Below are 25,670 nucleotides of genomic sequence, written 5' to 3' on the forward strand. Positions count from 1 at the left end.
GACATAGCGATGGTCAGCTGGCACGACATTCTTGGATGGCATCCCGCCGCCCTCGACACAACCGTCGGCGATCTCAATGAGCGCGGCAACGGCTTGCGTGACGCGGCCGATCACCTCGACGATGCCCGCACCGCGCTGCAGTCGCGCGGTGAAACGGTGAGCGCAGCGCAGCGGGCAACCGAAAAAAACTCGGCCGATACCAACGTTTCGGTGTCGCTGCTGAGCGAGTTGAGTATGGCAACGGCCCAGGCATCCAGCGGAGTCGCAGATGTCGAAACCCGCGTGCACGAGTGCAAGAGCCTGGAAGCGATCAAGGAGCTGGTGATTCACACGGCCGGAATCGTCTCGATCGCGGCCCCTCGCCAGCAGCGAATCAACGAGATGTTCCGGATTGACGCGACGGCCGGGTTCGTGATGCAGAACCAGGCCATACGTGATCGCGACCATCTCAGCGGCGAGGTAACCGACTCGGTTCGCCGTGCCGTCGAAGTGGACAACACCTACCACGGCCGGCTCTCGGCGGTTGAACGCGGCGATGTGACGGCCGAGCGCGCCGATGCGTTTGCGCAGGGGCTGCCCGATCTACCGCAGCCGGGGTGGAGCGACCGGGAGGTTGCGGCCTGGTGGAACTCGCTCACGGTCGAAGAGCAGCAGCAGATCATTGACAAGCATCCCGATGCCATCGGCAACCTCGACGGTATTGATGGTCGTTCGCGCGACAAAGCCAATATGAACCGGCTACCGAAACTGATCGAAGAGGCCGAAAAAGAGCTGGCCGAGGCGAAAAAGGGGCGGAGCGTCGCGTATCCGGGGCTAGCGGCCGCAAACAGTGCGGTTCAGGACGCTCAGGACCGGCTCAACGATCTCTACACAATTCGGGATACGCGCGCGGCGGGCGGGCAATTGCTGCTGCTTGACGCCTCGGGCCCCGAAGGTGTGCGTGCGGCGATCGCCACCGGCGACGTCGATTCGGCCAAATATGTGGCCACGCTCGTGCCGGGGATGACAACAAACGTTCACGATTCAATGGCGGGGATGGTGTCTGATACGACGCGCCTGCGAAACATCACCTCGATCGAACAGGGCATCCCCACCGAAGACATCGCGATGGTCTCGTGGATCGGTTATGACGCACCCCAGACGCTAGGGGAGGTCGCCTTCACCGGCCGGGCCCACGACGGCGCCGGAAACCTGAACCGGTTCGTTGAGGGAATGCACGCCTCTCGCGCCTATGGAGACCACGGCGATCCCCGGATGACCGTTTTCGGGCACTCATATGGCTCGACCACCGCGGGTATGGGGATGCGTGACGTCAATGTCGGGGTCGTGGACGATCTGGTGATGTTCGGGTCGCCGGGGTCGGGCGTGCAGGATGTGCGCGAATATAACGTTGCCGGTCAGACCTATGTGTCGGCCGTTGACAGCCACGACTGGGTTCAGGGAGTTGGGCCCGACGCCACATTCGGGAAAAACCCGACAAAGGTTGATGGGATTGAGCATCTGTCGAATGATGACGGGATCCGTAACCACTGGTCGCTCAACCCGTTTTCACGCCACTCCACCTACTTGAGGGTTCCCGAGGGGCAAGATTCCACGGGCATCCTGTCAGACTTCGCAGCCGTGATTGCAGGGAATAAATAGGCGATGTCAACTCTTCACAACGATCTTTTTGGTGACTTTGGCGACGATATTGATCTCGCCAATCGGCAGTGCGCTGAGGAGTATTTCGAGCAGATTGTGCCCCGCATCGAGAGCTTCCAAAAGCGCGTGAGTGCCAGCGGTGCGGGCGAGTGGCTGCGTGATATCACCCAACCGCCGCAATACCTGACCCCCACGCGAGTTGAGGATGGGCGCATGGCGGTGGTGGTGCACACGAGCCCCGTGCGTGGCCAACCAATGCCGATCGAGACGATCATTCAAATCGGTAACCGAATCTTCCCGCCGCTCGGTTTTTCGCGGGCGCAGCGCAGCGGGTTCGGTGTCGGTGATATTGAACGTGCCGTGTGGGTGGATGAACGCAACGGCGGCTATGTGTGGGCCACGGTGAAGGCGGATAGCCACACCGGTATCACCGCGAGCTCGGCACCGCTGCTGCCGCGCGAACAGACCGGGCACGAGGGCTAGGACGTCGGCTGCGGCGCGCTGATATCGCCGCGGCCAGGCCCCTTAGGCCGCGGGTGCTTGGCTCGGCAGCGTCACCGTGACGCGCAAACCGCCGCCGTCGTTCGCGGCCAGGTCGAGCGAACCGTTCGAGCGCTCAACGATTGCCGAAACAATCGATAGCCCGAGACCGCGGTTCGTGCCACCGGTGCGGCCCTTCGTGGTTTTGAACGGCTCGGTCAACTGGCCCAGCTGTGCCGCATCAGTTTTTTCGCCGGTATTTTGCACCGTGAGCTCGGCGCGGGTACCGCCATCACGCATCCGGGTGCTCACCGTCACGCTGCCACCATCAATATTGTGCTGAATCGCATTCTGAATCAGGTTTTGCGCGAGCTGGTGAAACAATCGCTCGTCACCGAACGCGGTCGTCGGTGCCAGCTCACGCTCGACAGTCAGCTCGCGTTCGGCAAACTCCGGCTGACACTCACGCAGTACAGCGGCAACCGCGCTTGAAAGATCACACTCGGTTGGTTCGACCCTGCCCACCTCAAGCTCAGCGAGATCGAGCAACGATTCAACGGTGCGGATGCTGCGCTCGTTTACCCGCTGCAACTTCTGCAACACCTCACGGTCGACCGCACCGGGTTTCGACAGCTGCACATCGAGAATCGCCCGCGTCGTGGCAAGTGGTGTGCGCAGTTCGTGTGAGGCGTTCGCCGTGAAGCGGCGCTGCGCGGCAGTGGAACGCTCAAGATTTTCGAGCATCTCGTCAAAGGTTTGTGCCAGCTCGGTGATCTCATCGTGCGGGCCGGTGAGCCCGATGCGATGGTCGAGTCGCCCATCCGCGGCCAGTTTGGCGGCCTCGTTCACGGCCGCGAGCGGTTTCAGCATCCGGCCCGCCAAAAGCCACGCAGCCACCGAACTCAGCACGACCAAGCCGATCAACGCAATGATCGACACCTGCAGCAAAAGCGTCAGCAAATCGGCCTGACTCTTGACCGCGATTTTGACATCGCCGGTAACAATTTCCGGGTCATCGACGGCAATCACCAGCGGCCCCTGGGTGCTGTCGACAGTGCCAGAATTGAACCCGTAGTCGGGCACATAGCCGATAAAAAGCATGATCAGCGTCAGCAGTACACCACCGCACAGAATCATCAGCAGCGCATACCAAAACGCCAAACGAGTGCGGGCGGTGAAGCGCTGCTGGCGGTGGCCGAGCGATGAAAGCGACTTAATCATCGTCGGCCGCTTCGATCGTGTAGCCGACACCGGGTTTGGTGCGAATCACCCACGGCTCGCCAAGTTTGCGGCGTAGCGAGCTGATGGTGACCTTCACCGACTGCGTAAACGGGTTGGCGTTTTCATCCCACGCCTCTTCGAGGAGCGTTTCGGCACTGACCACGCGGCCAGGTTCACGCATCAGCGACTCGAGCACCGCGAACTCCTTGCGGCTGAGGCGAATATAGCGGCCGTCACGAGTGACCTCGTGGCGAAACGGGTCGAGCGTGACACCGGCGGCTTCATAACGGGTTGGTCGAGTCGTGAACTGGCGCCGAGCGAGCGCCCGCACCCGAGCCACGAGCTCGGCAAACTCAAAGGGCTTCGCCAGGTAATCATCCGCGCCGAGCTGGAACCCGTCGACTTTTTCCTGGGTGCGTCGGGCAGCCGTGACCATCAAAATCGCCGGTCGCTGTTCGCGCAGATTCAAGAGCCGGCAAACCTCATCGCCGCTCATCCCGGGAATATCGCGGTCGAGCAACACGACCTCGTAGTCGTTGACATCGATGGCGGCAAGTGCATCCCGGCCATCGGCGACAGTGTCGGCCGAAATGGAGTGCAGTGCGAGTCCGTCGTGAATTGCCTCGGCGAGGTACGGTTCGTCTTCAACGATGAGTACGCGAATGATTCCTCCCGGGGCTGGCTGCGGGCCGCTCAGATTGTGGCCAGTGGTCGCTAGCAGCCCCAGCGGTCGCTGACAGCCTCAGTTTGGCACGCAGTGGGTAAAAGAAACGTAAGTGTTTTCTTTTACGCTGCCGCAACCCTCACCCGCGTGAACTGGGACATGTCCTGAACGGGCCGTCATCTTGACGCCCACAACATAATTCAGAAATCGAAGGGTATCTCACTATGTTCCGCACACGCACTTCACGCACTGCTGTCACCGCGCTCATGATCGGTGCGAGCGCAATGCTCGCGCTCACCGGATGTTCGGCAAACGAACCCGAGCTGCAGCAGAATGAGGCCGCGAGCATGGAGCAGTGGCAGCACGACTTCGACCGCTGCCTGAAAGAGAACGGTCTCGACTCGGCGAACGCCGGCATTCCGGTCAACCCCGATGGCTCGCCCATCGAAACGAACGAGGACGGCGTCGACGTAGCGGCGGTGCTGCAGAACTGCGCCGACCAGGTGGGGCCGGCTCCGCAGAGCGCCGACTCGGTGACCGATGAGCAGCTGAACGAGCAGCTGCTCGCCTACGCGAAGTGCATGCGTGAAGCCGGCTATGACGTACCCGACCCGCAGGCGGATGCAAACGGTTTCGTCGTGCAGCAGAACGGCGGCCCCGAAGCCGACCCGGCTGATGTTGAGCGCTGCAGCCAGCAGGCTGGTCTCATCAGCCAGGGCGAGTAGGGGCTGTTGATGCCAAAAAAGCGAATTGTTATCGCCGCAACCGCAGCGGTAGTTGCGATTGCGCTCGGTGTCACCGGCTTCACCCTGATGAACAACGCCAACACCGACGAATCAACAAACACCGTTTCACCGGCCGCCGAAACCGCCACCGTTACCAAAACCGACCTCGTTGAACGGGTCGAAACAAAAGGCACCCTCAATCACGGCAAAGCGGCCACCTACGGCACCCAGTTGACGGGCACCATCACTTCGCTAGCCGCGCCCGGAACCAAACTATCGGTCGGCACCGAGATGATGCGTGTGAATGAGCGTCCCGTGTTCACGATGCACGGCAAGGTGCCCGCCTGGCGGAACTTTGAAGAGGGAATGTCAGACGGTCACGATGTGATGCAGCTTGAACAGAACCTGCAGGCGCTCGGCTACTTCGAAGACGAACCCGATGAGCACTATGGCTGGGCAACCGCATCCGCCGTCGCCCAGTGGCAAAAAGACAACGGATTCGAATGGAGCACCACGCTCGAACTTGGCCGGGTCGTGTTTGTCCCCGGTGATGTGCAGGTGAGCGCACAGCAGGCCAAGGTCGGTGACGCGGCAAGCACCTCGGTGCTGGAAGTTACGGGCACGTCAAAGGTGGTGACCGCCGAAGTGCCTTCGAACATGCGCAGTCTGCTGCCGGTGGGAGCCAAGGTTGATGTGAAACTGCCCGATTCCACAACCACCCAGGCGGTTGTGGAATCGGTTGATCCGCCGGTTGAACAAGAAGACAAATCGGGGCAAAAAACTGTGAAGGTGCCGGTGCAGCTTTCGCTCACCGACCCGGCTGCCGCCGAGGCCTACGCTGATGTGACTGTCAATGTGGCGACCACCCGCACTATCGCCACCGGCGTGCTTGCGGTGCCGGTGCGGGCGCTGCTTGCCGAACCCGGCGGTAAATACGCTGTCGAGGTGATCAAAAACGGCGTGCCCACCCGCGTGCAGGTAGAGCTCGGTGCGTTTGCCGACGACCTTGTTGAGATCACCAGCGGCGATCTGCACGAGGGCGACAAAGTGGTGGTGGGCGAATGAGCCCCACCGACCCACTTTTGACGCTGAGCGGGGTGTCGCGAAAATACGGCTCGCCACCAACAACGGCGCTCGTCGACGTGAGTTTCACCGTCGATGCCGGTGAAATGGTGGCGATCACCGGGCCGAGTGGTTCTGGTAAATCAACGCTGCTGAACCTCATCGGCACACTCGACCGGGCCAGCGAGGGCGAGATCACCATCGCCGGCCACCTTGTTTCGGAAGCGAGCGATGCAAAACTTTCGGCGCTGCGGGCGCACCTGATCGGTTTTGTTTTTCAGCAATATCATCTCGAGGATGCGCAGACCGCCACCGATAACGTGGCCACGGGTCTGCTCTACACGGGTATGCCGCTAAAAGAGCGCCGTGAACGCGCGCGCAAAGCGCTGGAACGAGTGGGCCTGGGTGACCGTGCCGACCACACTCCGCGACAGCTTTCGGGTGGGCAGCGACAGCGCGTGGCGATTGCTCGCGCCGTTGTGGGTGACCCGCCGCTGCTGCTCGCCGATGAACCCACCGGCGCGCTCGACACCCGCTCTGGTGCCCAGGTGGTTGAGATTTTGAAAGACCTCAACCGCACCGGCACGACGGTGTTGGTGATCACTCACGACCGCGAACTGGCGGCCGGGTTTCGGCGACAGATCAGTATCCGCGACGGTGTGCTCGAGTCTGATATCCGCCAGCAGGAGGAAGGAGTCGCATGACATTCGATCGGGAAGAATCTCGCTCACACCTTCGCCAGGATGATCTACTGCGCCTGGGCTGGCAGGGGTTGCGCGCGCATCCCGTGCGGGCAACGCTATCGGCGCTCGGAATTGCGATCGGTATTGCCGCGATGATTGCCGTGATCGGCATCTCGCTGTCGAGCCAGGCAAAAATTCAGGAGCGACTGGCATCGCTGGGCACGAACCTGCTGACCGTAACGGCGGGCAAGACGTTCAGTGGCGAATCGACCAGGTTGCCGGCCGACTCGGCCGAGCGGCTCCACCGCATCGAGGGTGTGGAGCAGGTCGGTTGGGTGGCGAACCTGTCTGGTGTTGCTGCCTATCGCAGCAGCTATATCGACCCGGCAGCCACCAACAGCTTGACGGTGGCAGCAACCGACACCGGGCTGCTTTCGGCAACGTCAAGCGAGCTGCAAACCGGCAGTTGGTTCAACGACGCGACCGAGCAGTATCCGACCACGGTGCTCGGGGCAACCGCAGCCAAGCGGCTGGGCATTGTTTCGCCCGGTTCGATGGTGAATATTGACGGCCAGAACCACACGGTGCTGGGCATCCTGAAACCTTCGGCACTCGCGCCACAGCTTGATACTTCGGTGCTGGTTGGTGCGTCGCATGCCACTGAGCGCCTCGGATTCACCGGGTCGCCAACCACGCTCTACGAGCGTTCGACGGATGCGTCGGTTGAGTCGGTGCGGGAACTCATCCCGGCAACTATTAATCCGAAATCACCCAACGAGGTGAGTGTCAGCCGGCCATCCGACACGCTCGCGGCACAGCACGCCATTGACACGGCCTTCACCGGGCTGCTGGTGGGTGTGGGGTCGATTGCGTTGCTGGTGGGCGGTATCGGCGTGGCAAACACCATGGTGATTACCGTGCTTGAGCGGCGGCGTGAAATCGGTTTGCGCCGGGCACTGGGGGCGACGCGCGCGCATGTGCGCAAGCAGTTTTTGGTTGAGGCGGTGATGCTCGCGACCTATGGCGGGCTTGCCGGGCTCGTGCTGGGTGTGGGCTGTACTGTCGCGGTGTCGTTGCTCAACGGTTGGACGCCCACTGTGCCGCCGTTGATTGCGCTGCTGGGTGTGGCGGTGACCATCGTTGTGGGTGCTGTTGCCGGGATGCTCCCCGCGATGAAGGCGGCGCAGGTGTCGCCGACTGAGGCGCTTGCTGCTTAGTGCCTGCGAATGCTTGCCTCGCACGTGAGCGGTGGTGAGTTCAGCGGAAGATTTCCGGCCCAGGATGGCTGAGCGCGCATCGAAGGCACGAAATCTTCCGCTGAACTCACGGTGGCAGTGCGGTGGCGGCTCGGAAAACTCAAAACCCCCGGATCTCCGGGGGTTTCAGTGGCTCCGACCGGCGTCGATCCGGTGACCTTTCGATTTTCAGTCGAACGCTCTACCAACTGAGCTACAGAGCCGAGGCACTTGCGTGTCTCAAGTGGAACGCCCTCCGAAGAGGGCGTCACTCGCGACCCTGACGGGACTTGAACCCGCGACCTCCGCCGTGACAGGGCGGCACGCTAACCAACTGCGCTACAGGGCCTCATATTTATTTTTACTGACGGTCTAGCATAACAGGTCTTGCGACAGCTGTCGCGGTGACCCCAACGGGATTCGAACCCGTGTTGCCGGCGTGAAAGGCCAGTGTCCTAGGCCACTAGACGATGGGGCCGAGGCCCTGTCCATGCGGACCGCCGAGGTAAGAGCTTAGAACACATTCAGCACATTGTGCAAGTCGAGTCGTGTCGGTACGGCGCGTCATGGCTAATTACCTGCATCGCAGGGGTTACATTCGGCGCGCAGGAACACTACTGTGGCCAGTGTGGCATTTGTTACATTTGTGCAACACGTGGCAGATGTGTCGAATGTGAACTACTAAAGATGGCCTCGACCCCGGGCTTCGACCCGAGGCTTGGGACCCGAGGCTTGGATCCGAAGTTGAAGAACCGAAAGGAACGCATGCGCGCCAAGTACGCCGCGACATTCCGTCGAACGTTCGCCGCAGCGGCGATGACCGGCGCGCTCGTGCTGGCCGGGATGCACTTTGGTTCGAGTCCCAGCGCGCTCGCCAAATCGCTCGACGAGTACGCAACCTGGGATGACGTCGTCGCCGCACAGGGTGATGTCGACCGGCAAAACAAGCTCATCGATGAGATCCACGTCGAAATCAAGGAGCTCAAGGGTCAGGTGGCCGAGGCTGAGCAGGTGGCCCAAGAGAAAGGCAACCTCTACAGTCAGGCGCAGCAGGCCGCCAACGAAGCGGCGGGGCAGCAGTACACGCTCGAGCAACAAGCGAATGATGCCGCAAATCGAGCATCCGAGGCTGAAACTGAAGCGGGCTCGATGACGGCCGCAATGGCAAACCGGGTTTCAAACGATCCCACCCTGCAATTGCTTGCCCAGCCCGAACAAGCTGATGATTTTTTGAAGAGCATGTCGACGCTGTCAAAGCTCGGCAGCCACAGCGGCACCGTTTATGAATCGGCCGTGATCGAGCGCAATAATGCCGACCAGCTGAACGAGCAGGCGAAGGTGGCGCTTGAAGAGCGTCAGCGGCTTGAGTCCGAGGCGCAGACCGCATACCGCGAGGCACAGCAGGCGCAGGCTGAGGCGCAGAAGGCACGCGACCACGCCCTCGAGCGCGGTGCCGAGCTCGAGGCGATGCTGGCGCCGCTTGAAGAGCGCCGTGATGTCGTAGAAGCCGACTATCGCGAGGGTGAGCGACTGCGCGAAATTGAGCGTAAACGCATCGAAGAGCAGCGTCGTCGTGAAGAGGAAGAGCGTCGCCGGCGGGCAGAGGAAGAGCGCGCGGCTGCGGCCGCAGCTGCCGCGAGTAGCCCGGCTCCCAGTGCGCCGAGCGGTGGCGGTGGTGGCGGCGGCGGAGCACAGTCGTCATCAGGCATCAGCGGCCCGATCGGTGCCGGCGCCTGGGTGAGCGACCCGTTCGGTTACCGCCTGCATCCGGTCTATGGCACCTGGCGACTGCACGCGGGGCTTGACCTCGTGGTGAACGGTACCTGCGGTACGCCGCTCTACGCCGTCACCTCGGGCACCGTAACCTACGCGGGATGGACCGACGGCTATGGAAACATGGTCGACTTCACCTCGGATGATGGCGTTAACACCTTCCGCTACGCACACATCATGCCGGGCGGTATTGCGGTCGGCTGGGGCGAGCACGTCTCGACCGGTCAGGTCATCGCCTATGCGGGTACGACCGGGCCGTCAACAGGCTGCCACCTGCACATCGAGATCACCGAGTACGGGAACCTGGTTGATCCACAGCCCTGGTTTGCCGCTCGCGGAATCTACTACTACTAGTTACTACTACTGGGCACCTGCGCCTGCGGTGCCTCGCGACAGGATGCGTTGCGGCGCAGGCGGGTGCAAAAACTCCGCTCCCGGTGTTGAGACGCTGAGGGCCGAGTCACCGTAATGGTGCTCGGCCCTCAGTGCGTCAGGCAGTCATTGGATCACTGCCGAAGCTGCGTTATTTGGCGGGCTGGTACGCGGCGAGCGACTTTTCAATGATCTGCTCGGCTTCGGCGGCGTTGCCCCACGAGTCGACCTTGACCCACTTGCCGGGCTCAAGGTCTTTGTAGTGCTCGAAGAAGTGCTTGAGCTGGTTGCGGATGTCTTCCGGTGCATCCTCGAGGTCTTGGATGTGGGCAAAACGCGGATCTTTGGCGGGCACGCACAGCACCTTGTCGTCGCCGCCAGCCTCGTCTGACATGTGGAGCACCCCGACCGGGCGCACCTTTAGACCAACCCCGGGGAACACCGGGTATTCGAGGATCACGAGGGCGTCGAGCGGGTCGCCATCGTCGGCGAGAGTGTTTTCGAAGTACCCGTAGTCGACGGGATAAACAAACGGCGTGAACAGTACGCGGTCGAGGTAGACCCGACCGGTTTCGTGGTCGACCTCATATTTGTTGTGGCTGCCGCGGGGGATTTCAATGACAACGTCGTATGCGCCCATCGGTACTCCTTGGAAATAGAACGAATGCTTGCGTTTAGGCTACCGCGCGCAATTGCCGGGTGGCTGCAGTGGCTACCCGAACTGCGCAAAAACTCGGCGATCCATCCTGCAATAGATACTGCATGTCCAACGCGGGCACAGTAGGCTGGCAGCGTGTCAGTTCGTCCCCGTCTCACCCCTCCAGTAGCGGATGCTCGCCGCGCGGTTCGTAATGCGCTGCGGGGCGTCGCCAGCGAGGGCGATCTCGTGCTTGTTGCGCTATCAGGTGGCGCCGATTCGCTCGCGCTTGCCGCTGCGGCAGCGTTCGAATGTCCGCGAGCCGGTTTGCGGGTGGGGAGTGTGATCGTTGACCACCAGCTGCAGGAGGGTTCGGCCGAGCAGGCTGAACGCGCCGCCCAGCAGTCGCGTGAACTCGGGCTTGACCCAGTAATTATTGAGCGGGTCGAGGTCGTTGATGACGGGGCGGGGCCCGAAGCGTCGGCTCGCGCGGCGCGTTATGGCGCGATTGAGCGAGTTTGTAAGCGGGTGGATGCAAAGTATGTGCTGCTTGGCCACACGCTCGACGATCAGGCCGAAACCGTGCTCCTTGGCCTGGCTCGAGGCTCGGGCGGTAAATCACTGCACGGCATGGCAGCGGTGAATGGCAATCTTGTGCGGCCGCTGCTCGGGATGCGCCGCAGCGAAACCGAGCAGGCCTGCGCGGATCAGGGACTGGAGCCGTGGCAGGATCCGCAGAATGACGATGAGCGATTCCGGCGGGTGCGGATTCGTAAAACCGTGATGCCGATGCTCGAGGCCGAGCTGGGTCCGGGAATTGCCGAGGCGCTCGCGCGTACCGCGACGACGCTGCGAGAGGATGCCGAAACTCTGGATGCACTGGCAGCCGAGTGGGCGCGGGAAATCGTTGATGTGGATGCTGAGGGGCGGATTACGCTCGACGTCGGCGGTCTGGTAACCCAACCGGCCGCGCTGCGGCAACGTATTTGCCGACTGGTTGCCGAGCAGGGCTTTGGCGTGTCGCTGAGCCGGGCGCACACGATGGCTGTGGCTGCGCTTGCCACCGAGTGGCGCGGGCAGGGGCCGATCGATCTGCCGGGCATTCGCGTTGAGCGCTCGGCCGGACAGCTCTTTTTTGGGGCCGTGCGCTCTGACGGCGCCGACCACGAGGCATCCGAAACCGAGAATTGAGCCATCACCACCGAAGCGACTGAGAAAGGTCAGGCATGCGCGCCGAACAGATTCACGATCAGATCCGTGAAATTCTGATTACCGAAGACGAGATTCGCGGCCGGTTGGCCGAGCTTGCCCGTGAGATCGACAGTGACTATCGCGGTCGTAATCCGCTACTTGTTGGTGTGCTCAAGGGTGCGGTGTACGTGATGAGTGATCTTTCGCGGGCTATGAACATCGATCTCGAGATGGACTGGATGGCGGTGTCGTCGTACGGTTCGGGCACCGAGTCGTCGGGCGTGGTGCGCATTCTGAAAGACCTCGATACGGATGTGTCGGGGCGCGATGTGCTCATTGTTGAAGACATTATTGACTCGGGTCTGACGCTGACCTGGCTGAGTGAAAACCTGCGCTCGCGCGGGGCTGCTTCGGTAGAGATCTGCACACTGCTGCGGAAGCCGACGCGGTTGAAGTCGGATGTGTTCGTCAAATACATCGGCTTCGATGTGCCGAACGAATTTGTGGTGGGGTACGGGCTCGACTATGACGAGCGATACCGCAATCTGCGTGATGTTGTGGTGCTGCGGCCGGAGGTGTTTGGTGGCGAGACGATTGATGCGCCGGTGGAACCCGCCCGCCGAGTGGTCAACCCGGGGCTGCCGACACCGTAGCTTTTGCCGCAGCTGAAGTTTTAGCGCGTAATGGCCGGGCATCCGATCGGGGATGCCCGGCCATTACGTGATACAGCTAGCTCAGGCTGTGGCCGCGTTGGCGCAGTCGCACCACCGGGTTTGAGGCACCAACGGTGAATGCAATCATGTGGCCGGCAAGTGCGTTGGCGACCTGGAGGTCGAGCTCGCTGGCCGGGGCTGCCGACGAATAATCGAGTTTTGCTGGGGCGTCGAAGTTTGGAGTGTCGACCAGTGGCACCGCCAGTTGTTTTTCAAGGTCGATGAAGTGTCCGCTGGTTGCCCAGACACGGCGCACGCTGCCCTCGGTGCGCTGCCAGCGATTGGTGCGGAAAACGTAGGGGGCGTAGCCGAGGCGAACTGGGATGAGGTACTCAGCGTCGGGCTGGGCTGTCCAGTATCCGCGTGCCTGCGACCAGACCTCTTCGGGGCTGTCAAGCAGGTCCATTCCCATGTGGGTGCGGGTGAAGCCCTGGCCGGGATCGACCTCGTTCGGATCGATTTCACGGCGTGCGGCCATGCGCAGCGCGGTGACGTTGACGGGTGATTCAATGCGGGATTCAACATCGAATCGGCTGAGTGCTTTGCCATTGGCAAAACCCTCGAGCAGCTCGGTGGCGAGCTCGGCGCGCCGGGTGTCGGCTTCTTGCAGCGCCCCCGATTCAAGTTCAGTCGGCCAGCCGCGCATCACCAACAGGTCGATGAGGTCGGTCCGTTCGAGCTGCAGACGATCTGCGAGGTCGAGAAACCGGTCGAGTAGGTTGGCTGACAGTGTGAGGCGGACCATTTTAGAAGCAGGCCCGGTACCGCTTTGGGCTTGAGCTTCGGAAATGCGGGGCAAAATTATACCAATCCTAGTCGGTGTTCACCAATATTCTTCGCCTGGCGACCCAAAAATCCATCTGGGGTCGTATGCAGTGCGGGTCAATCTTAGTGAAGAATAAATGAACTTCAATCTAAGCGCACGAAGCTTGTAACTATGTGTAACTGCAAGGCACGGCTCGGTGGGGGGGCGAGTTGCCGGCTGACGGAGCAGTTTTGTGGCTGCTGCCAGAACTTCCGGATGTCTTACTTACGGGTGTGCGTTGGCGAGCTGCGTACGCAAATACGCGCTCGGCGATCAAGCGGCCCACTCACGGCTGAACACTATCCGGCACGGGTAGAGTTCAGTCAGCGAGCGCCAGCAATTTTGTCGCCGCCGCCTGCCGGTGAGTGACAAAGTCGAACCGAAAGTTCCCAATAGTCAACATGAAGAGCCTGAAAAAATTCCTTAAGAGCCCGATCGCCATCGTGCTCATCGCTGTCATCCTCATCGGGGTTGGTTTCAGCCTCATCAACATGCAGGGCAGCCGTGAGGTGACCACGCAAGAGGGTATCGAGCTGATCAAATCAGGCAGGGCCGAGAAGGTGAAAATCGTCGACGGCGAAAACCGTGTCGATGTCGAACTCACCAAGCCCGACGAAAAATTCGGCAAGCAGGTACAGTTCTACTTCGTCACCGCGCGCGCCGATGCGGTCGTGGATGCGGTGAACAAGGCCGAGCCTGCCGGCGGCTATAACGACGAGGTTCCCGGGCCCAACTGGCTGAGCACCGCACTATCACTACTGCTGCCGCTGGTGCTGATCGGGTTTTTTGTGTGGCTGATGCTCTCGAGCGCCCAGGGCGGTGCCGGCGGAGTGATGCGCTTCGGTAAATCACGCGCCAAACTCGTCAGCAAAGAAGACCCAAAGGTCACCTTCGCCGATGTTGCCGGTGCTAACGAAGCACTCGAAGAACTCGGCGAAATCAAGGAGTTCTTGAAACAGCCGCAAAAATTCCAGGCTGTGGGTGCCAAGGTGCCCAAGGGTGTGCTGCTGTACGGCCCTCCCGGAACCGGTAAGACACTATTGGCTCGAGCCGTTGCTGGTGAAGCACAGGTGCCGTTCTATTCGATTTCGGGTTCTGACTTCGTTGAGATGTTCGTCGGTGTGGGTGCCTCGCGCGTGCGCGACCTGTTTGAGCAGGCCAAGCAAAACGCGCCAGCCATCATCTTCATCGATGAGATCGACGCGGTTGGTCGCCAGCGTGGCGTCGGCCTCGGCGGCGGTAACGACGAGCGAGAGCAGACCCTCAACCAGCTGCTGGTTGAAATGGACGGTTTCGATAACAACACGAACGTGCTGCTGATTGCCGCCACGAACCGGCCGGATGTGCTCGACCCCGCACTGCTACGCCCCGGTCGATTCGACCGCCAGATCGGTGTCGACGCACCCGATATGGAGGGTCGCCGGCAGATTCTTGAGGTGCACGCCAAAGGCAAGCCCATCGCATCCGATGTTGATCTCGCTGTCGTTGCCCGCAAGACCCCGGGCTTTACCGGTGCCGACCTTGCCAATGTGCTCAATGAGGCGGCGCTGCTGACCGCTCGAATGGGTGCGCAAATCATTGACGCCCGTGCCATCGACGAAGCGATCGACCGCGTTATTGCCGGCCCGCAGCGCCGCAGCCGTGTGATGAACGACCAAGAAAAGCTCATTACCGCCTACCACGAGGGTGGCCACGCGATCGCTGCAGCCGCGCTCAACCACACCGACCCCGTGACCAAGATCACCATCCTGCCTCGCGGCCGCGCGCTCGGTTACACCATGGTGGTGCCGCTCGAAGACAAATATTCGATCACCCGCAATGAGCTTCTCGACCAGCTCACCTACGCGATGGGTGGCCGAATCGCCGAAGAGATCGTGTTCCACGACCCCACCACCGGCGCCTCGAACGACATCGAAAAGGCCACTAAGACCGCACGCCGGATGGTCACCGAATACGGTATGTCGAACCGGCTCGGCGCCGTGAAATTTGGCGATAGCGAGGGTGACTCGCCCTACGCGCAGAGCCAGGGTGCACCCTACGGTGAAGCGGTTGCCGCGCAGATTGATGCCGAAGTGCAAGCACTGCTCGAAAACGCGCAGCAGGAGGCCTACGAGGTGCTCACCGCCAACCGCGAGATTCTCGACCAGCTCGCCGCAGAACTGCTCGAACACGAGACCCTCGGCCACGAGCGACTCGACGAAATGTTCGCCAACATCACCAAACTGCCGCCACGCGAACAGTGGCTTTCGAGCCCAAGCCGTCCGATTTCAAACCAGCCGCCGGTTGAACTCAAACCACACCTGCGCGCCGATGAGATGGACGGCTCGGGACCGGGCACCGCGCACGGCGGCCCCAACACCAACCCGAACGTCGCGGAATAGGCGCGTCATGACCGTAGACCGCGAACGAACCCGGGCAGCGATTGTCGAACTCATCGACGCCTGGGGGCTGGCCGGCGACCCGCGCGTGGAGCGCACCGCCGACCGGGTGGCTGACGCCTCAGCCGAGCTCCTGGCCGGCGAAGGAGTCGACCCAGTACCGGCTCTGCGTGAGGGCCGCATCCCGGCAGCTGATGACGACCTCGTGCTGGTGCGCAATATTCGCTTCAGCTCGATATGCGAACACCACCTGCTGCCATTCGACGGCTGGATTCACGTGGCCTACCTGCCCGGCGACTGGATCACCGGTTTCGGTCGCATCCACGACCTGGTCGCCACCTGCACCGCCCGCCTGGCACTGCAAGAACGCATCGGCGAACAGCTCGTTGATGCGCTGATCACCGGGCTCGACGCCCGCGGGGCGCTCGCGGTGGTTGAAGCTCGGCAGGATTGCGTCGCCGCCCGCGGCCCCAAACAGCGCGATTCCGATTCGGTTTCGGTGGCTGCGCGCGGCACGCTGGTGGCCGGTGAAGCGCGAGCCGAAGTGTTCCGGCTCATCGCCCTCGGCGCTGCTGAACACGGCGCTGAGCACGGCGCTGACGACCAGCGCGAGGAGATGCTGTGACTGAAATCATGGGCGTGCTCAACGTCACCCCCGACTCATTTTCTGATGGCGGCACACACGAGGCCACCGAACCGCAACAGCGCTGCGCGAGTGCCGTCGCTGCCGCCGAACGCATGGTGGCCGAAGGCGCCACCATCATCGATGTCGGGGGCGAATCCACCCGGCCGGGTGCCCAGCGCATCCCACAGGCCGAAGAGCTGGAGCGTGTCGCGCCGGTGGTTGAGCAGCTGCTGGCCCGCGGCATCCGGGTCTCGCTCGACACGATGAACGCTGCCACCGCAGCCACCTGCCTCGAACTTGGCGACGTCATCATCAACGATGTTTCGGGCGGGCGTGCCGACCCCGAAATGTTGCCACTTGTGGCCCGAACCGGCGCCACCTATGTGCTCAGCCACTGGCGCGGCCACTCGGTGGTGATGAACGACCTCGCCGACTACGACGACCCCGGTAGCGAAATCCTTGCCGAATTGATTGGGATGCGTGACCGCGCGCTGGCGGCCGGGCTGAACGCCGAACAGATCATTCTTGATCCCGGGCTTGGCTTCGCAAAAGACCACGATGATAACTGGGCGGTACTGCAGCGTCTCGACGACTTCCTCACGCTCGGCCACCCGCTGCTGATCGGCGTCAGTCGCAAGCGCTTCATGGGCGCGCTGCTGCCTGAAACCGCGCCCATACTTGAACGCGATCTGCCCACGGCAGTGGTATCGGCCCTGTGCGCCGAGCGGGACGTGTGGGGCGTGCGGGTGCACAATGTCGCGGCCAGCGCCACCGCAATAGCGGTGGCGCGGTCGTGGCGGGCAGGGAAGCAGCAATGACCCGGCAGCATCCGGTTGCTCGGGCACTCGAATTGATGCCCAATCGACCCGGCCCCGAAGCGCATCCGGCACTACCGTCTCCCGAGCTCGACCGCATCCATATTGAACGATTGCACGTGCACGGCCGGCACGGAGTGTTTGCGCACGAGCGCGCAAACGGTCAAGATTTTTACATCGATGCCGAGGTGTGGCTCGACACCCGCGCGGCAGCCGATAGCGACGATATTGTCGACACCCTGCACTACGGTCATCTCATGCGGGCACTCTACGAGGTGGCGCTCCATGAGCCGGTCGACCTGCTTGAAACCCTCGCCGAACGCCTCGCCGCGGTCACGTTCGCGTTTGCCGGCCCGCAGGCGGTGCGCATCACTGTGCACAAACCGCAGGCGCCCGTAAAACTGCGCTTTGAGGATGTGTCGGTGAGCGTGTTGCGCTACCGCCCGGAGGGCCCCGAACCGACGGCGCTGCGGCGCCCCACCGCTCGCGCCGTGATCGCGCTCGGCGCCAATCTCGGCGATCGTGAAGCGGCAATCCGACAGGCAATGGATGAAATCGAAGCGCTGCCGGGCGTGTGGCCGCACCGCCGCTCACGACTCTACGAAACCCCGGCGCTGACCACGCACGGAGTGGATGACAGCGAACCGAGCTACCTCAACGCCGTCATGACCGTGCACACCGATCTCGAACCCCACGCGCTGCTGCGTGAACTGTTGCGCATCGAAGACCAGCACGGCCGAGTGCGCGCCGAACGCTGGGGGAGTCGCACTCTCGATCTCGACCTCATCGAACACGGCGGGCTCGAATTTGCCGACGAAACCCTTGAGCTGCCGCATCCGCGCGCCTTTGAGCGCGCATTTGTGCTGGCGCCGTGGGCTGAAATTGAGCCCACCGCCACAATCCCCGGCCGTGGCGCAATCGCCGCGCTACTCACTCAAACCACGGATGAGGTGCGGAGGTATCGAGGGTGACACCAACGAATCCGCTCACTCTGGTGCTCGCGGTCATCGCCGGTGGCGTGGTCGGTTGGGCCTTTGAACTGTGGCTGGTGAGCACCGGTTCGGCAGCGTTCATCCCGTCGCCGCTGCTGGGTATCACTCTCGCGGTGATCGGTTTGGCGGTGTTGGCTGTGGCGTGGCCGGTGCGCGGATACACCTCACGGCTGCGTGAAGCCGTGCGCCGTCGCCAGCAGGCATCCGATGCCGTGGCCGGCACGGCCGGGCACACGGCGGCTGAGCACGCAGCCGCAGCAGCCGAAAAGCAGGCCACCGCGCACCGGGTGAACCCGTTCCGAGCGGTGTTTGCGCTCGCCCTCGCCAAGGCTGCAAGTCTGGTTGGCACGCTCTTTTTGGGCTTCACCGGGGGCACGCTGCTGTGGCTGATTTCGCGGACTGTCGTCAATTCGGGTGCGCTGCTCACGCTTTTTTCGAGCGGCGGTGCGCTCGTGCTGCTGGTTGCCGGCCTGATCGCTGAATCGTGGTGCCGACTGCCGCCACAGGACACCGCCGGGGTTAGCGCTGAAACAAGCTAAAAGCGGCGCCTACGTCACGACCGAAAAGGCCTCGACGCTATCGCTTGTGCCCGCCACAATAATTACGTCGTAGTTGGTGATGACGGTGTCGGCCGTGGCGTAGGTAAATTCCTGGCCGGGAGATTTCACACCCACCACAGTCACGCTGTACTTCGAGCGGACCTGTGAATCACGCAGCGACTTGCCGCGGATCGACTTCGGCGGATACATCTTCGCCATCACAAATTCGTCGTCGAACTCGATGAAGTCGAGCATCTTGCCACCGAGCAGGTGCGCCACGCGCTCACCGGCCTCGGCTTCGGGGTAGATCACGTGGTGTGCACCGATACGTTTGAGGATGCGGCCGTGCGTGGACGACATGGCCTTGGCCCAAATCTGGTTGATTTTTAGATCCGCCAGGTTTGCGGTCACGAGCACGCTCGCCTCAATCGAGGTGCCCACGGCAACCACCGCCACCGAAAACTCCTGCGCACCGATCTGTCGCAACGCCTCAATATTGCGCGCATCCAGCTGCACGGCGTGAGTGACCCGCTCGGCCCACTTCTGCACCAGATCGGGGTCGGTGTCTACGGCGAGCACCTCGCGGCCCTGCCGCTGCAGCTGTCCGGCGGTAGCGGCACCGAATCGGCCCAGGCCGATCACCAGCACCGGTGAATTTTTGCTGTTCGCGTCAACCAACGATGATCCTCTCTTCAGGAAGTCGATACAGCTGTTTTCGTTCGCTCGAAGCAACTGCCGCTGCCATCGTCACAGTCCCCACGCGTCCAAGCCACATGGTCACCGCAAGCACCAGCTGCGCCGCCGGGGTGGTCGACTCGGTCAGCCCGGTCGATAGGCCAACGGTAGCGAACGCGCTGATGGTGTCGAATATTGCCTCGCGCATCCCGGCGCCGCTCAGTGACATCACCAGGATGGAGCTGAGCCCCACCACCATGGCACCCCAAAGCGCCACCGCAATGGCCAGGCGCAACACATCGTGCGGGATGCGGCGGCGGAACAATTGCAGATCCGAGCTGCCGCGGGCTTCAGCAACCGCCGCCAGGAAAAGCACCGCCAGAGTCGTCACTTTAATGCCGCCGGCGGTTGAGGCCGAACCGCCACCCACAAACATGAGGGCGTCCAGCACCAGCAGTGACGAGTCGTTCATCGCATTAATGTCGATTGTCGAAAAACCACCCGAGCGGGCCATTACCGACAGGAACGAGCCACCCAGCAGCCCCTCGATCGGAGATCGTGTACCGAAAGTGTCACTGTTCCCACTTTCGAGCAGCCACAGCGTGAGCGCGCCGAGCACAAACAGCACCAGCGTTGCCGCCAGCGTCAGCTTCACATGCACACCGGGACGCTTGGAGCGGTCGCGCGCCCAGCGAACCAGTGCGAACAGCACCGGAAAACCGAGCGAGCCGAGAAATGTTGCCGCAGCCAAGCATCCTAAAAACCAGCGATTATCAGCGAACTCGGCAACCCCACCGGGATTCGGTGCAAAACCGGTGTTGGTGAAGGCACTGGCCGAGTAATAGAACGAATAGCTAACAGCATCCCACCAGTGGGTCACCAGGTCGGAAGCCCAAAAAACCGGCAGGATGAACAGCGCAATAATCGTCTCGATAATGACGAGCGACAGCGCCACTGTGGCGAGCATCCCACCAATCTCACCCAGGCGAACGGCCTGACTTTCGGAGACCGCACCGCGATGCAATCGCAGGGCGTTGCCGTCTGAGGCGGCGATAAGCCGCTGTCGCAGCCCGAGTTTGCGGGTCACCACGCTGCCGAGAATGGATGCCAGTGTCAACACACCGATGGCGCCAACCTCAATGCCGAGGAAGATCACCACATTGCCGAAGGGCGACCAGTGCGTGCCCATATCCACCGTGGACAGGCCCGTCACGCAGATCGTTGAGACCGCGGTGAACAGCGCATCCAAATATCTCGTGGGGGTACCGTCGGCCGAAGAAATAGGTAGCGTGAGCAACAACGACCACAAAAAAATGATCGAAGTGAACACCAGCACCGCAAACCGACTCGGCGAAGCCGAACTTATTCTCGAGATTGCCTGGCGCCAACGCTGAAGCAACGGCATATCTACGATGCTACTCGCGTTTGAGAAGCACGCCCACCGGCGGTGCGATTTGCTTCGTTCGCGGGCGAACCTTAGTGCCAGCACTTGGAGAATTGGCGGCGACACTCTAGGGTTTAGCTATCACGTGTTTACATCTGCCACAGAAAGTGAGCCTGCGGTGACGCCAGAACAGCGCGCAGCGAACGACCTGCAAGACGTTCGTTTCCTGACTGTGGCCGAGGTCGCGCAGCTAATGCGTGTTTCGAAGATGACCGTGTACCGCATGATTCATGCGGGCGAGCTACCCGCCGTGAAATTTGGTCGTTCGTTCCGAGTGCCGGAATCGTCGGTGCAAGAAGCGATCTCGGGTGCGACCGGAACGCGTAGTGCGTAGTAAGCTCGTATGAGCGCAAATTTTCGCCGATGCGCTTCATCGGTGAGTTCGTCAACATTTTCCAGATAGTTGGGAGAGCCCATGGGTTCAGTGATCAAGAAGCGCCGCAAGCGCATGTCGAAGAAGAAGCACCGCAAGCTGCTTCGTAAGACTCGCCACCAGCGCCGCAACAAGAAGTAGCGCTGCTATGCAGATGCCCCGCTTATCGGCGGGGCATCGCCGTTTTCCCAGGATTTTTGCAGCGGCGTACCATGTACCGCATGGCAGTGCTGCGAAATCGACCCCCGGACGACACGTTCTCGCTGAAAGAACGACTCGGCTCCCGCAAAGTGGGTGGGGTGCTGCTGTTGCTCGCCGCACTGCTGGCATTTATTTTCGCAAACTCGCCACTCGAGCCGTCGTACACGGCGGTGAAAAATTTCAACCTGCCAATCCCATTCCTCGGCATCGATGACATGCCGATCGCTCGCTGGGCCAGCGACGGCATCCTGGCCATCTTCTTCTTTGTGGTGGGGCTCGAACTCAAACGCGAATTCGTCACCGGACAACTGCGCGACCCCCGCAAAGCGGCGCTCCCCATCGCTGCCGCGGTGGGCGGCATGGTGGCGCCCGCAGCCGTGTATGCCATTGTCGTTGCGACAAGCGGCGTGGATGCGATGCAGGGCTGGGCGGTGCCGGTGGCCACCGATATTGCGTTCGCGCTGAGCGTGCTCGCCGTATTCGGCAAGGGGCTGCCATCACCATTCCGCGTGTTTTTGCTCACCCTGGCGGTGATGGATGACCTGCTCGGCATCCTCGTGATCGCCATTTTTTTCACGCAGCACCTCAACTTCTGGTGGCTGCTGGCAGCGATCGCAGCGATCATGGTCTACGCGCTGGTGGTGAACAGCGGCATCAACCTCGCGGTGGTGCTGATTCCGCTGGGCGTGCTGGCGTGGTACTTCATGCTCTGCTCGGGTGTGCACGCCACGATCGCTGGCGTGCTGCTGGGGCTTGTCGTGCCGGCACTTCCGAAACGCGGCCAAGAGATTTCGTTTGCCGAAGATATGGAACACGACTGGAACGCGCTCTCGCAGGGTTTTGCGCTGCCGGTGTTCGCGTTTTTCGCGGCCGGTGTGCCGGTGGCGGTCGGCAGCGGCACCATGCTGGATGCGCTGCAGCATCCGGTATTTCTCGGCACCTTCCTGGGGCTGCTCATCGGCAAACCCATCGGCATCTTTTTCACCGTGCTGCTGCTGCACCGGTTGCCGATGTTCAAACTCGACAACAATATGCACCTCGCAGATGTGGCCGCGCTCGGCGGTCTGGCGGGCATCGGGTTCACCGTGTCGCTGCTCATCGGCGAGCTTGCATTCCGCAGCCAGGAACAATTCACTGACTACGCGCACCTCGGCGTGCTGTTCGGATCGATCGCGGCGGCAGCCATCGCCGCGGTGACGCTGCGGTTGCGAGCAAAGGCGGCCGTTAATGAGCAGCTTGATGAAGACGAGGCATTCCTGCCATGACCCGCATCGATTTTTATGAACGCCAGGGCTGCCACCTCTGCGACGACGCGCTCAAAGTGGTGCTGGCCGAGGCTGCTGCCGCCGGTGCCGAAGTGGTGCGCCACGATATTGACGCGAGCCCCGAACTGCAGGCACGGTACGGCGAGCTGGTGCCGGTGGTTGAACTTGACGGTGAGCAGCACTCGCAGTGGTTTGTTGACGCCGGGCGATTGCGGGCGGCGCTCATCCATTAGCCGGTTGTGGTCGGTTGGGATGCATCCGGTTCGCCCCGGTGCTCGCCAATAATGAGGTGCGTGCGCACCGATACCACGCCGGGAAGTTTCAGCACGCCCTCCAGCACGGTGGCGCTGAGATCGGCGTGTGAGGGTGCGGCCACCTCAACCACGTAGTCGATATCGCCGGCGATGGTGAGCGTGCGCACCACATGGGGCACGCCCGCGAGATCGGTGGCGAGTTCGCTGCCGGCGGGGGAGGCGCCGGTGTCGATCACCAGGATCGCGCGCACCGGGCGGCCGACTTTGGCGAGATCAACCTGGGCGCGGTAGCCGGTGATGACACCCGCATCCTCGAGCAATTGCACCCGTGCATGCGCGCTCGACCGGGAGATGTGCACGCGTTCGGCGAGCGCCCGCACCGAGAGCCGCGCATCATTGTGCAGCTCGCGCACGATCGCCAGGTCGATCTCGTCGAGTTCTCGCATGGGTTTAGCGTAGGTCACCGTGAGTTCAGCGGAACATTTTGGGGGCAGGATGTTGCTCAGCGCATCCTGGGATCGAAATGTTCCGTTGAACTCACTGCCGCGGTTGCGAACGGTGCCGATTCGCGCGGACGAACCCCAGAATCTGCTCCTCGCAGCTGCGCCAGTGGTGCATAACATCCCAATAGGTGAAGCGCAGCACGGTGTAGCCGCGCTCTTGTAGGTAGCGGTCTTTTTCGCGGTCGCGGGCAAATGCTTCGACGTCGGAGTGGTAAGCGAATCCGTCAATCTCAACAACGAGGCAGTTTCCGATGAGGAAATCCACACGCCAGCGGCCAATCTGGTGTTGAATTGAAAAGCGCAGCTTCAACTTGCGCAGCCGCAACCGCACCAGTGTTTCAATGCCCGAGTCTGAACGGGCGTCACTCAGCTCCCAGGCGGTAAGCAGCGCGCTGCTGCCGCTGCATGCCGCAATGATGTCGCCGGTGGCAGCAATCTGGTGTCGTCGAGCAGAGTCGATGATCGCCACGAGTTCATCCCGCGAGCAGCACTGTGAGGCGCATTGGAGTGCATCTTGCCAGCCGTCATAGCTGGCAGTGATCTCGGTGGTGGTCGGGTGCGTGACCGCCGAAGCGAACAGCTTTGCCGTCACCTGGTTCCGCTGATGAGCTGTGAAGCGTTTTGCGGGGAGACGGAGATGTGTGGCCCGGCTGGGTGGCGTCCAGAAGCCGTGCTCTTTGAGCGCAGTGATACAGCTGATGGCGCCTCCGAGTAGTCGAGCGCGGCCGGTTTGGCCGATCGGTATTTCTGGGCAGGTGTACAGGCCACGTCTCACGCGGCGAATTGTGCCCACTTTTACTAGGCGGGTAAGCGCATTGGCCGGGATCCCGGCCTGGGCGAACTGGATCGTGCTCACTACGCCCGAGTGGCGATGAAAAAGTTCAAATAACTTCATGCGTAGCACAGTGGTTGCTTTCGCCGTGCACTGCTGGCGTCGGTGAGGTATCTGTGGATAGTTCGTCTTTGGTCGACCTGTTGATAAATGTTTCAGGGTGAGTTCAGCGGAACAATTTGGGTGCAGGATGTTGCTCAGCGCATCCTGGGGTCGAAATCTTCCGCTGAACTCACGGCGCCCCAAAACCGGCAGCCAAATGGCTGCATCCGGCAGGGAAAGTAGGCCAAATGTCTGCAAAATGTGGACAATTGGCGCCGGTTGACCGGAGTTGCTCGCAGCATCTGGCGCCGATACCGCCCGGCGCGTCACTATCGACACATGAACGACAACGAAGTCGCTCGACGTGCTCCCGAGCTTGACGAGACGAGTGCCAGCGCCGCCCACGAGATGATGCTGGCGCAGCTGCCAGGAGCGCAACCCACACAGCTCATCGCGCCCGACGGCACCCTGGCCGACCCAGAACTCGCCGGCGGGCTTGATCTGCCCGATGACGACACCCTGCTGCACGCCTACCGCCGCATGGTGATCGCCCGACGCTGGGACACTCAGGTCACCAAGCTCACCCGGCAGGGGAGGCTCGCGACCTTCCCCTCCGGGCTCGGCCAAGAAGCAAGCGAAATCGGGTCGGTGCTCGCAATCGAAGAGCACGACTGGATGTTCCCCACCTACCGCGACTCACTCGCCCTACTCACCCGCGGCATCGAACCCGGCGAGCTGCTGCCCTTTTTCCGTGGCGACTGGCATGTGGCCTACAACCCCTACGACCACAATGTGTCGAACCAGGCCACGCCACTCGCCACCCAAACCCTGCACGCGGTTGGGTTTGCACACGCCGAGCGGCTGCGCGGCCGCGACACCGTGGCACTCACCTACCTGGGCGACGGCGCCGCCAGCGAGGGCGACGCATTTGAAGCCCTCAATTTCGCCGCCACCTGGCAAACCCCCACCGTGTTTTTCGTACAAAACAACCAGTACGCCATCTCGGTACCCATCGAGCAGCAAACCCGCTCGCGCTCAATTGCCGACCGTGCCGCGGGGCTCGGAATGCCGGGCGAATGGGTCGACGGCAATGATGTGGCCGCGGTGCTTGCCGTGGTCGGTGAGGCCGTCGCCCGCGCCCGCCGGGGTGAGGGCCCGACTCTCATTGAGGCGCGCACTTACCGTCTCGAAGCCCACACCAATAGCGACGATCCCGGCCGCTATCGCACCGCCGACGAACAGGCTGCCTGGGAGAAGTTCTGCCCCATCAGCCGCCTGGCCACCTATTTGCGCGCCCGGGGCGTGCTCACCGATGAGATCGAAACCGAACTCACCGCCGAGGCCGAGGCGCTGGCCGCCGCCACCCGCGACGTCATGAACGACGAGCCCGAGCTCAACCCGCTCGAGCTGTTCGACCACGTCTATGCCGAACCCCGTGCTGCCTTGCAAGAACAGCGCCGAGCACTCGCGGCCGAGATGGTCGAGCGTGAAGACCTTAGCGACGAGCTGCGTGACGCGGCCCGCGCTGCC

26 protein-coding genes, 3 tRNA genes and 1 pseudogene are annotated in these 25,670 nt (G+C 62.2%); 19 read left to right on the plus strand and 11 right to left on the minus strand.

Annotated elements, in window-relative coordinates; all coding sequences use genetic code 11:
- Positions 1-9: 9 nt before the first annotated feature.
- Entirely contained in the window at positions 10-1,641 is a 1,632-nt protein-coding gene (locus JMV54_RS07110; protein ID WP_201518227.1) for an alpha/beta hydrolase, read from the plus strand.
- A gap of 3 nt (positions 1,642-1,644) precedes the next feature.
- Positions 1,645-2,124: a hypothetical protein gene (locus JMV54_RS07115; RefSeq protein ID WP_201518228.1), complete on the plus strand. Its 480-nt coding sequence runs from the start codon at positions 1,645-1,647 to the stop codon at positions 2,122-2,124.
- A gap of 42 nt (positions 2,125-2,166) precedes the next feature.
- On the opposite strand, the gene JMV54_RS07120 is transcribed toward JMV54_RS07115, so the two are convergent.
- Positions 2,167-3,342, minus strand: a complete 1,176-nt coding sequence (locus JMV54_RS07120; protein WP_201518229.1) for a sensor histidine kinase — start codon at positions 3,340-3,342, stop codon at positions 2,167-2,169.
- A complete protein-coding gene (locus tag JMV54_RS07125; protein WP_201518281.1) occupies positions 3,335-4,006 on the minus strand; it encodes a response regulator transcription factor in 672 nt (223 codons plus the stop codon). The genes JMV54_RS07120 and JMV54_RS07125 overlap by 8 nt, the downstream gene beginning before the upstream one ends.
- 224 nt (positions 4,007-4,230) lie before the next feature.
- Between JMV54_RS07125 and JMV54_RS07130 the strand changes: the two genes are divergently transcribed.
- The 4 genes from JMV54_RS07130 to JMV54_RS07145 are packed head-to-tail and all read left to right on the plus strand — an operon-like array spanning position 4,231 to position 7,693.
- Complete coding sequence (locus tag JMV54_RS07130) at positions 4,231-4,731, plus strand: hypothetical protein (RefSeq protein ID WP_201518230.1); 501 nt, start codon at positions 4,231-4,233, stop codon at positions 4,729-4,731.
- Positions 4,732-4,740: 9 nt separating this feature from the next.
- Positions 4,741-5,796 carry a peptidoglycan-binding protein gene (locus tag JMV54_RS07135; RefSeq protein ID WP_201518231.1) on the plus strand — a complete coding sequence of 352 codons (1,056 nt, stop codon included), beginning with the start codon at positions 4,741-4,743 and terminating at the stop codon, positions 5,794-5,796.
- On the plus strand, positions 5,793-6,497 hold the full coding sequence (locus JMV54_RS07140; RefSeq protein ID WP_201518232.1) for an ABC transporter ATP-binding protein: 705 nt from the start codon (positions 5,793-5,795) through the stop codon (positions 6,495-6,497). Before JMV54_RS07135 ends, JMV54_RS07140 begins: the two co-directional genes overlap by 4 nt.
- Positions 6,494-7,693, plus strand: a complete 1,200-nt coding sequence (locus tag JMV54_RS07145; protein ID WP_201518233.1) for an ABC transporter permease — start codon at positions 6,494-6,496, stop codon at positions 7,691-7,693. Before JMV54_RS07140 ends, JMV54_RS07145 begins: the two co-directional genes overlap by 4 nt.
- A gap of 169 nt (positions 7,694-7,862) precedes the next feature.
- On the opposite strand, the gene JMV54_RS07150 is transcribed toward JMV54_RS07145, so the two are convergent.
- The 3 genes from JMV54_RS07150 to JMV54_RS07160 form a co-directional block, all read right to left on the minus strand.
- Positions 7,863-7,935 (minus strand) — tRNA-Phe (locus JMV54_RS07150).
- A 51-nt stretch (positions 7,936-7,986) separates the two neighbouring features.
- Positions 7,987-8,060: transfer RNA gene (locus JMV54_RS07155), tRNA-Asp, on the minus strand.
- Between the two features lie 56 nt (positions 8,061-8,116).
- Positions 8,117-8,189: transfer RNA gene (locus JMV54_RS07160), tRNA-Glu, on the minus strand.
- 266 nt (positions 8,190-8,455) lie between these two features.
- Between JMV54_RS07160 and JMV54_RS07165 the strand changes: the two genes are divergently transcribed.
- Positions 8,456-9,838, plus strand: a complete 1,383-nt coding sequence (locus JMV54_RS07165; protein ID WP_201518234.1) for a M23 family metallopeptidase — start codon at positions 8,456-8,458, stop codon at positions 9,836-9,838.
- 169 nt (positions 9,839-10,007) lie between these two features.
- Here JMV54_RS07165 and ppa read toward each other — a convergent pair whose 3' ends face one another.
- A complete protein-coding gene (gene ppa / locus JMV54_RS07170) occupies positions 10,008-10,496 on the minus strand; it encodes an inorganic diphosphatase (RefSeq protein WP_201518235.1) in 489 nt (162 codons plus the stop codon).
- A gap of 153 nt (positions 10,497-10,649) precedes the next feature.
- Here ppa and tilS point away from each other — a divergent pair, with 153 nt between their 5' ends.
- Positions 10,650-11,684: a tRNA lysidine(34) synthetase TilS gene (gene tilS, locus JMV54_RS07175; RefSeq protein WP_201518236.1), complete on the plus strand. Its 1,035-nt coding sequence runs from the start codon at positions 10,650-10,652 to the stop codon at positions 11,682-11,684.
- A 35-nt stretch (positions 11,685-11,719) separates the two neighbouring features.
- On the plus strand, positions 11,720-12,337 hold the full coding sequence (gene hpt, locus JMV54_RS07180; protein ID WP_201518237.1) for a hypoxanthine phosphoribosyltransferase: 618 nt from the start codon (positions 11,720-11,722) through the stop codon (positions 12,335-12,337).
- A gap of 76 nt (positions 12,338-12,413) precedes the next feature.
- Here the strand turns inward: hpt and JMV54_RS07185 are convergent, their stop codons facing one another.
- Positions 12,414-13,142, minus strand: coding sequence for a hypothetical protein (locus JMV54_RS07185; protein WP_201518238.1), 729 nt, complete (start codon positions 13,140-13,142; stop codon positions 12,414-12,416).
- A gap of 461 nt (positions 13,143-13,603) precedes the next feature.
- On the opposite strand from JMV54_RS07185, the gene ftsH reads away from it, so the two are divergent.
- Genes ftsH through JMV54_RS07210 form a run of 5 tightly spaced genes read left to right on the plus strand, consistent with a single transcriptional unit; the run spans position 13,604 to position 18,551 of the window.
- A complete protein-coding gene (gene ftsH, locus JMV54_RS07190; protein WP_201518239.1) occupies positions 13,604-15,583 on the plus strand; it encodes an ATP-dependent zinc metalloprotease FtsH in 1,980 nt (659 codons plus the stop codon).
- A 7-nt stretch (positions 15,584-15,590) separates the two neighbouring features.
- A complete protein-coding gene (folE, locus tag JMV54_RS07195; RefSeq protein ID WP_201518240.1) occupies positions 15,591-16,205 on the plus strand; it encodes a GTP cyclohydrolase I in 615 nt (204 codons plus the stop codon).
- Positions 16,202-17,023: a dihydropteroate synthase gene (gene folP, locus JMV54_RS07200; RefSeq protein ID WP_230972856.1), complete on the plus strand. Its 822-nt coding sequence runs from the start codon at positions 16,202-16,204 to the stop codon at positions 17,021-17,023. The genes folE and folP overlap by 4 nt, the downstream gene beginning before the upstream one ends.
- Positions 17,020-17,991, plus strand: coding sequence for a 2-amino-4-hydroxy-6-hydroxymethyldihydropteridine diphosphokinase (gene folK / locus JMV54_RS07205; RefSeq protein ID WP_230972857.1), 972 nt, complete (start codon positions 17,020-17,022; stop codon positions 17,989-17,991). Before folP ends, folK begins: the two co-directional genes overlap by 4 nt.
- Complete coding sequence (locus JMV54_RS07210; protein WP_201518241.1) at positions 17,988-18,551, plus strand: DUF3180 domain-containing protein; 564 nt, start codon at positions 17,988-17,990, stop codon at positions 18,549-18,551. Before folK ends, JMV54_RS07210 begins: the two co-directional genes overlap by 4 nt.
- 9 nt (positions 18,552-18,560) lie before the next feature.
- Here the strand turns inward: JMV54_RS07210 and JMV54_RS07215 are convergent, their stop codons facing one another.
- Together JMV54_RS07215 and JMV54_RS07220 are read right to left on the minus strand one after the other, a co-directional pair.
- On the minus strand, positions 18,561-19,229 hold the full coding sequence (locus JMV54_RS07215) for a potassium channel family protein (RefSeq protein WP_201518242.1): 669 nt from the start codon (positions 19,227-19,229) through the stop codon (positions 18,561-18,563).
- A complete protein-coding gene (locus tag JMV54_RS07220; RefSeq protein WP_201518243.1) occupies positions 19,222-20,631 on the minus strand; it encodes a TrkH family potassium uptake protein in 1,410 nt (469 codons plus the stop codon). Before JMV54_RS07220 ends, JMV54_RS07215 begins: the two co-directional genes overlap by 8 nt.
- A 157-nt stretch (positions 20,632-20,788) precedes the next feature.
- On the opposite strand from JMV54_RS07220, the gene JMV54_RS10715 reads away from it, so the two are divergent.
- From JMV54_RS10715 to JMV54_RS07240, 4 genes are all read left to right on the plus strand, one after another.
- A complete protein-coding gene (locus JMV54_RS10715; RefSeq protein ID WP_230972581.1) occupies positions 20,789-21,004 on the plus strand; it encodes a helix-turn-helix domain-containing protein in 216 nt (71 codons plus the stop codon).
- A gap of 81 nt (positions 21,005-21,085) precedes the next feature.
- A complete protein-coding gene (locus JMV54_RS07230) occupies positions 21,086-21,184 on the plus strand; it encodes a 30S ribosomal protein bS22 (RefSeq protein ID WP_005504750.1) in 99 nt (32 codons plus the stop codon).
- Positions 21,185-21,264: 80 nt separating this feature from the next.
- Entirely contained in the window at positions 21,265-22,509 is a 1,245-nt protein-coding gene (gene nhaA, locus JMV54_RS07235) for a Na+/H+ antiporter NhaA (RefSeq protein ID WP_201518245.1), read from the plus strand.
- A complete protein-coding gene (locus JMV54_RS07240; RefSeq protein WP_201518246.1) occupies positions 22,506-22,742 on the plus strand; it encodes a glutaredoxin family protein in 237 nt (78 codons plus the stop codon). The genes nhaA and JMV54_RS07240 overlap by 4 nt, the downstream gene beginning before the upstream one ends.
- On the opposite strand, the gene JMV54_RS07245 is transcribed toward JMV54_RS07240, so the two are convergent.
- Both JMV54_RS07245 and JMV54_RS07250 read right to left on the minus strand, forming a co-directional pair.
- Positions 22,739-23,209 (minus strand): Lrp/AsnC family transcriptional regulator, encoded by a 471-nt coding sequence (locus JMV54_RS07245; protein WP_201518247.1) that lies wholly within the window; start codon positions 23,207-23,209, stop codon positions 22,739-22,741. The two genes, JMV54_RS07240 and JMV54_RS07245, sit on opposite strands and share 4 nt — an antisense overlap.
- Before the next feature lie 91 nt (positions 23,210-23,300).
- Positions 23,301-24,470: a type IV toxin-antitoxin system AbiEi family antitoxin domain-containing protein gene (locus tag JMV54_RS07250; protein WP_201518248.1), complete on the minus strand. Its 1,170-nt coding sequence runs from the start codon at positions 24,468-24,470 to the stop codon at positions 23,301-23,303.
- A gap of 210 nt (positions 24,471-24,680) precedes the next feature.
- Here JMV54_RS07250 and JMV54_RS07255 point away from each other — a divergent pair.
- Positions 24,681-25,523, plus strand: a pseudogene (locus JMV54_RS07255) (thiamine pyrophosphate-dependent enzyme); the annotation flags it as partial.
- Positions 25,524-25,670 lie beyond the last annotated feature (147 nt).

This window comes from Gulosibacter hominis (assembly GCF_904842695.1).
Taxonomy (GTDB): Bacteria; Actinomycetota; Actinomycetes; order Actinomycetales; family Microbacteriaceae; genus Gulosibacter; species Gulosibacter hominis.

Excerpts from the sequence above, each read along its gene's own strand:
- JMV54_RS07110 (WP_201518227.1), top strand. The coding sequence starts at position 10 with ATGGTCAGCTGGCACGACATTCTTGGATGGCATCCCGCCGCCCTCGAC.
- JMV54_RS07115 (WP_201518228.1), top strand. The coding sequence starts at position 1,645 with ATGTCAACTCTTCACAACGATCTTTTTGGTGACTTTGGCGACGATATT.
- JMV54_RS07120 (WP_201518229.1), bottom strand. The coding sequence starts at position 3,342 with ATGATTAAGTCGCTTTCATCGCTCGGCCACCGCCAGCAGCGCTTCACC.
- JMV54_RS07130 (WP_201518230.1), top strand. The coding sequence starts at position 4,231 with ATGTTCCGCACACGCACTTCACGCACTGCTGTCACCGCGCTCATGATC.
- JMV54_RS07135 (WP_201518231.1), top strand. The coding sequence starts at position 4,741 with ATGCCAAAAAAGCGAATTGTTATCGCCGCAACCGCAGCGGTAGTTGCG.
- JMV54_RS07140 (WP_201518232.1), top strand. The coding sequence starts at position 5,793 with ATGAGCCCCACCGACCCACTTTTGACGCTGAGCGGGGTGTCGCGAAAA.
- JMV54_RS07145 (WP_201518233.1), top strand. The coding sequence starts at position 6,494 with ATGACATTCGATCGGGAAGAATCTCGCTCACACCTTCGCCAGGATGAT.
- ppa (WP_201518235.1), bottom strand. The coding sequence starts at position 10,496 with ATGGGCGCATACGACGTTGTCATTGAAATCCCCCGCGGCAGCCACAAC.
- hpt (WP_201518237.1), top strand. The coding sequence starts at position 11,720 with ATGCGCGCCGAACAGATTCACGATCAGATCCGTGAAATTCTGATTACC.
- JMV54_RS07185 (WP_201518238.1), bottom strand. The coding sequence starts at position 13,142 with ATGGTCCGCCTCACACTGTCAGCCAACCTACTCGACCGGTTTCTCGAC.
- ftsH (WP_201518239.1), top strand. The coding sequence starts at position 13,604 with ATGAAGAGCCTGAAAAAATTCCTTAAGAGCCCGATCGCCATCGTGCTC.
- folE (WP_201518240.1), top strand. The coding sequence starts at position 15,591 with ATGACCGTAGACCGCGAACGAACCCGGGCAGCGATTGTCGAACTCATC.
- folK (WP_230972857.1), top strand. The coding sequence starts at position 17,020 with ATGACCCGGCAGCATCCGGTTGCTCGGGCACTCGAATTGATGCCCAAT.
- JMV54_RS07220 (WP_201518243.1), bottom strand. The coding sequence starts at position 20,631 with ATGCCGTTGCTTCAGCGTTGGCGCCAGGCAATCTCGAGAATAAGTTCG.
- JMV54_RS07230 (WP_005504750.1), top strand. The coding sequence starts at position 21,086 with ATGGGTTCAGTGATCAAGAAGCGCCGCAAGCGCATGTCGAAGAAGAAG.
- nhaA (WP_201518245.1), top strand. The coding sequence starts at position 21,265 with ATGGCAGTGCTGCGAAATCGACCCCCGGACGACACGTTCTCGCTGAAA.
- JMV54_RS07240 (WP_201518246.1), top strand. The coding sequence starts at position 22,506 with ATGACCCGCATCGATTTTTATGAACGCCAGGGCTGCCACCTCTGCGAC.
- JMV54_RS07245 (WP_201518247.1), bottom strand. The coding sequence starts at position 23,209 with ATGCGAGAACTCGACGAGATCGACCTGGCGATCGTGCGCGAGCTGCAC.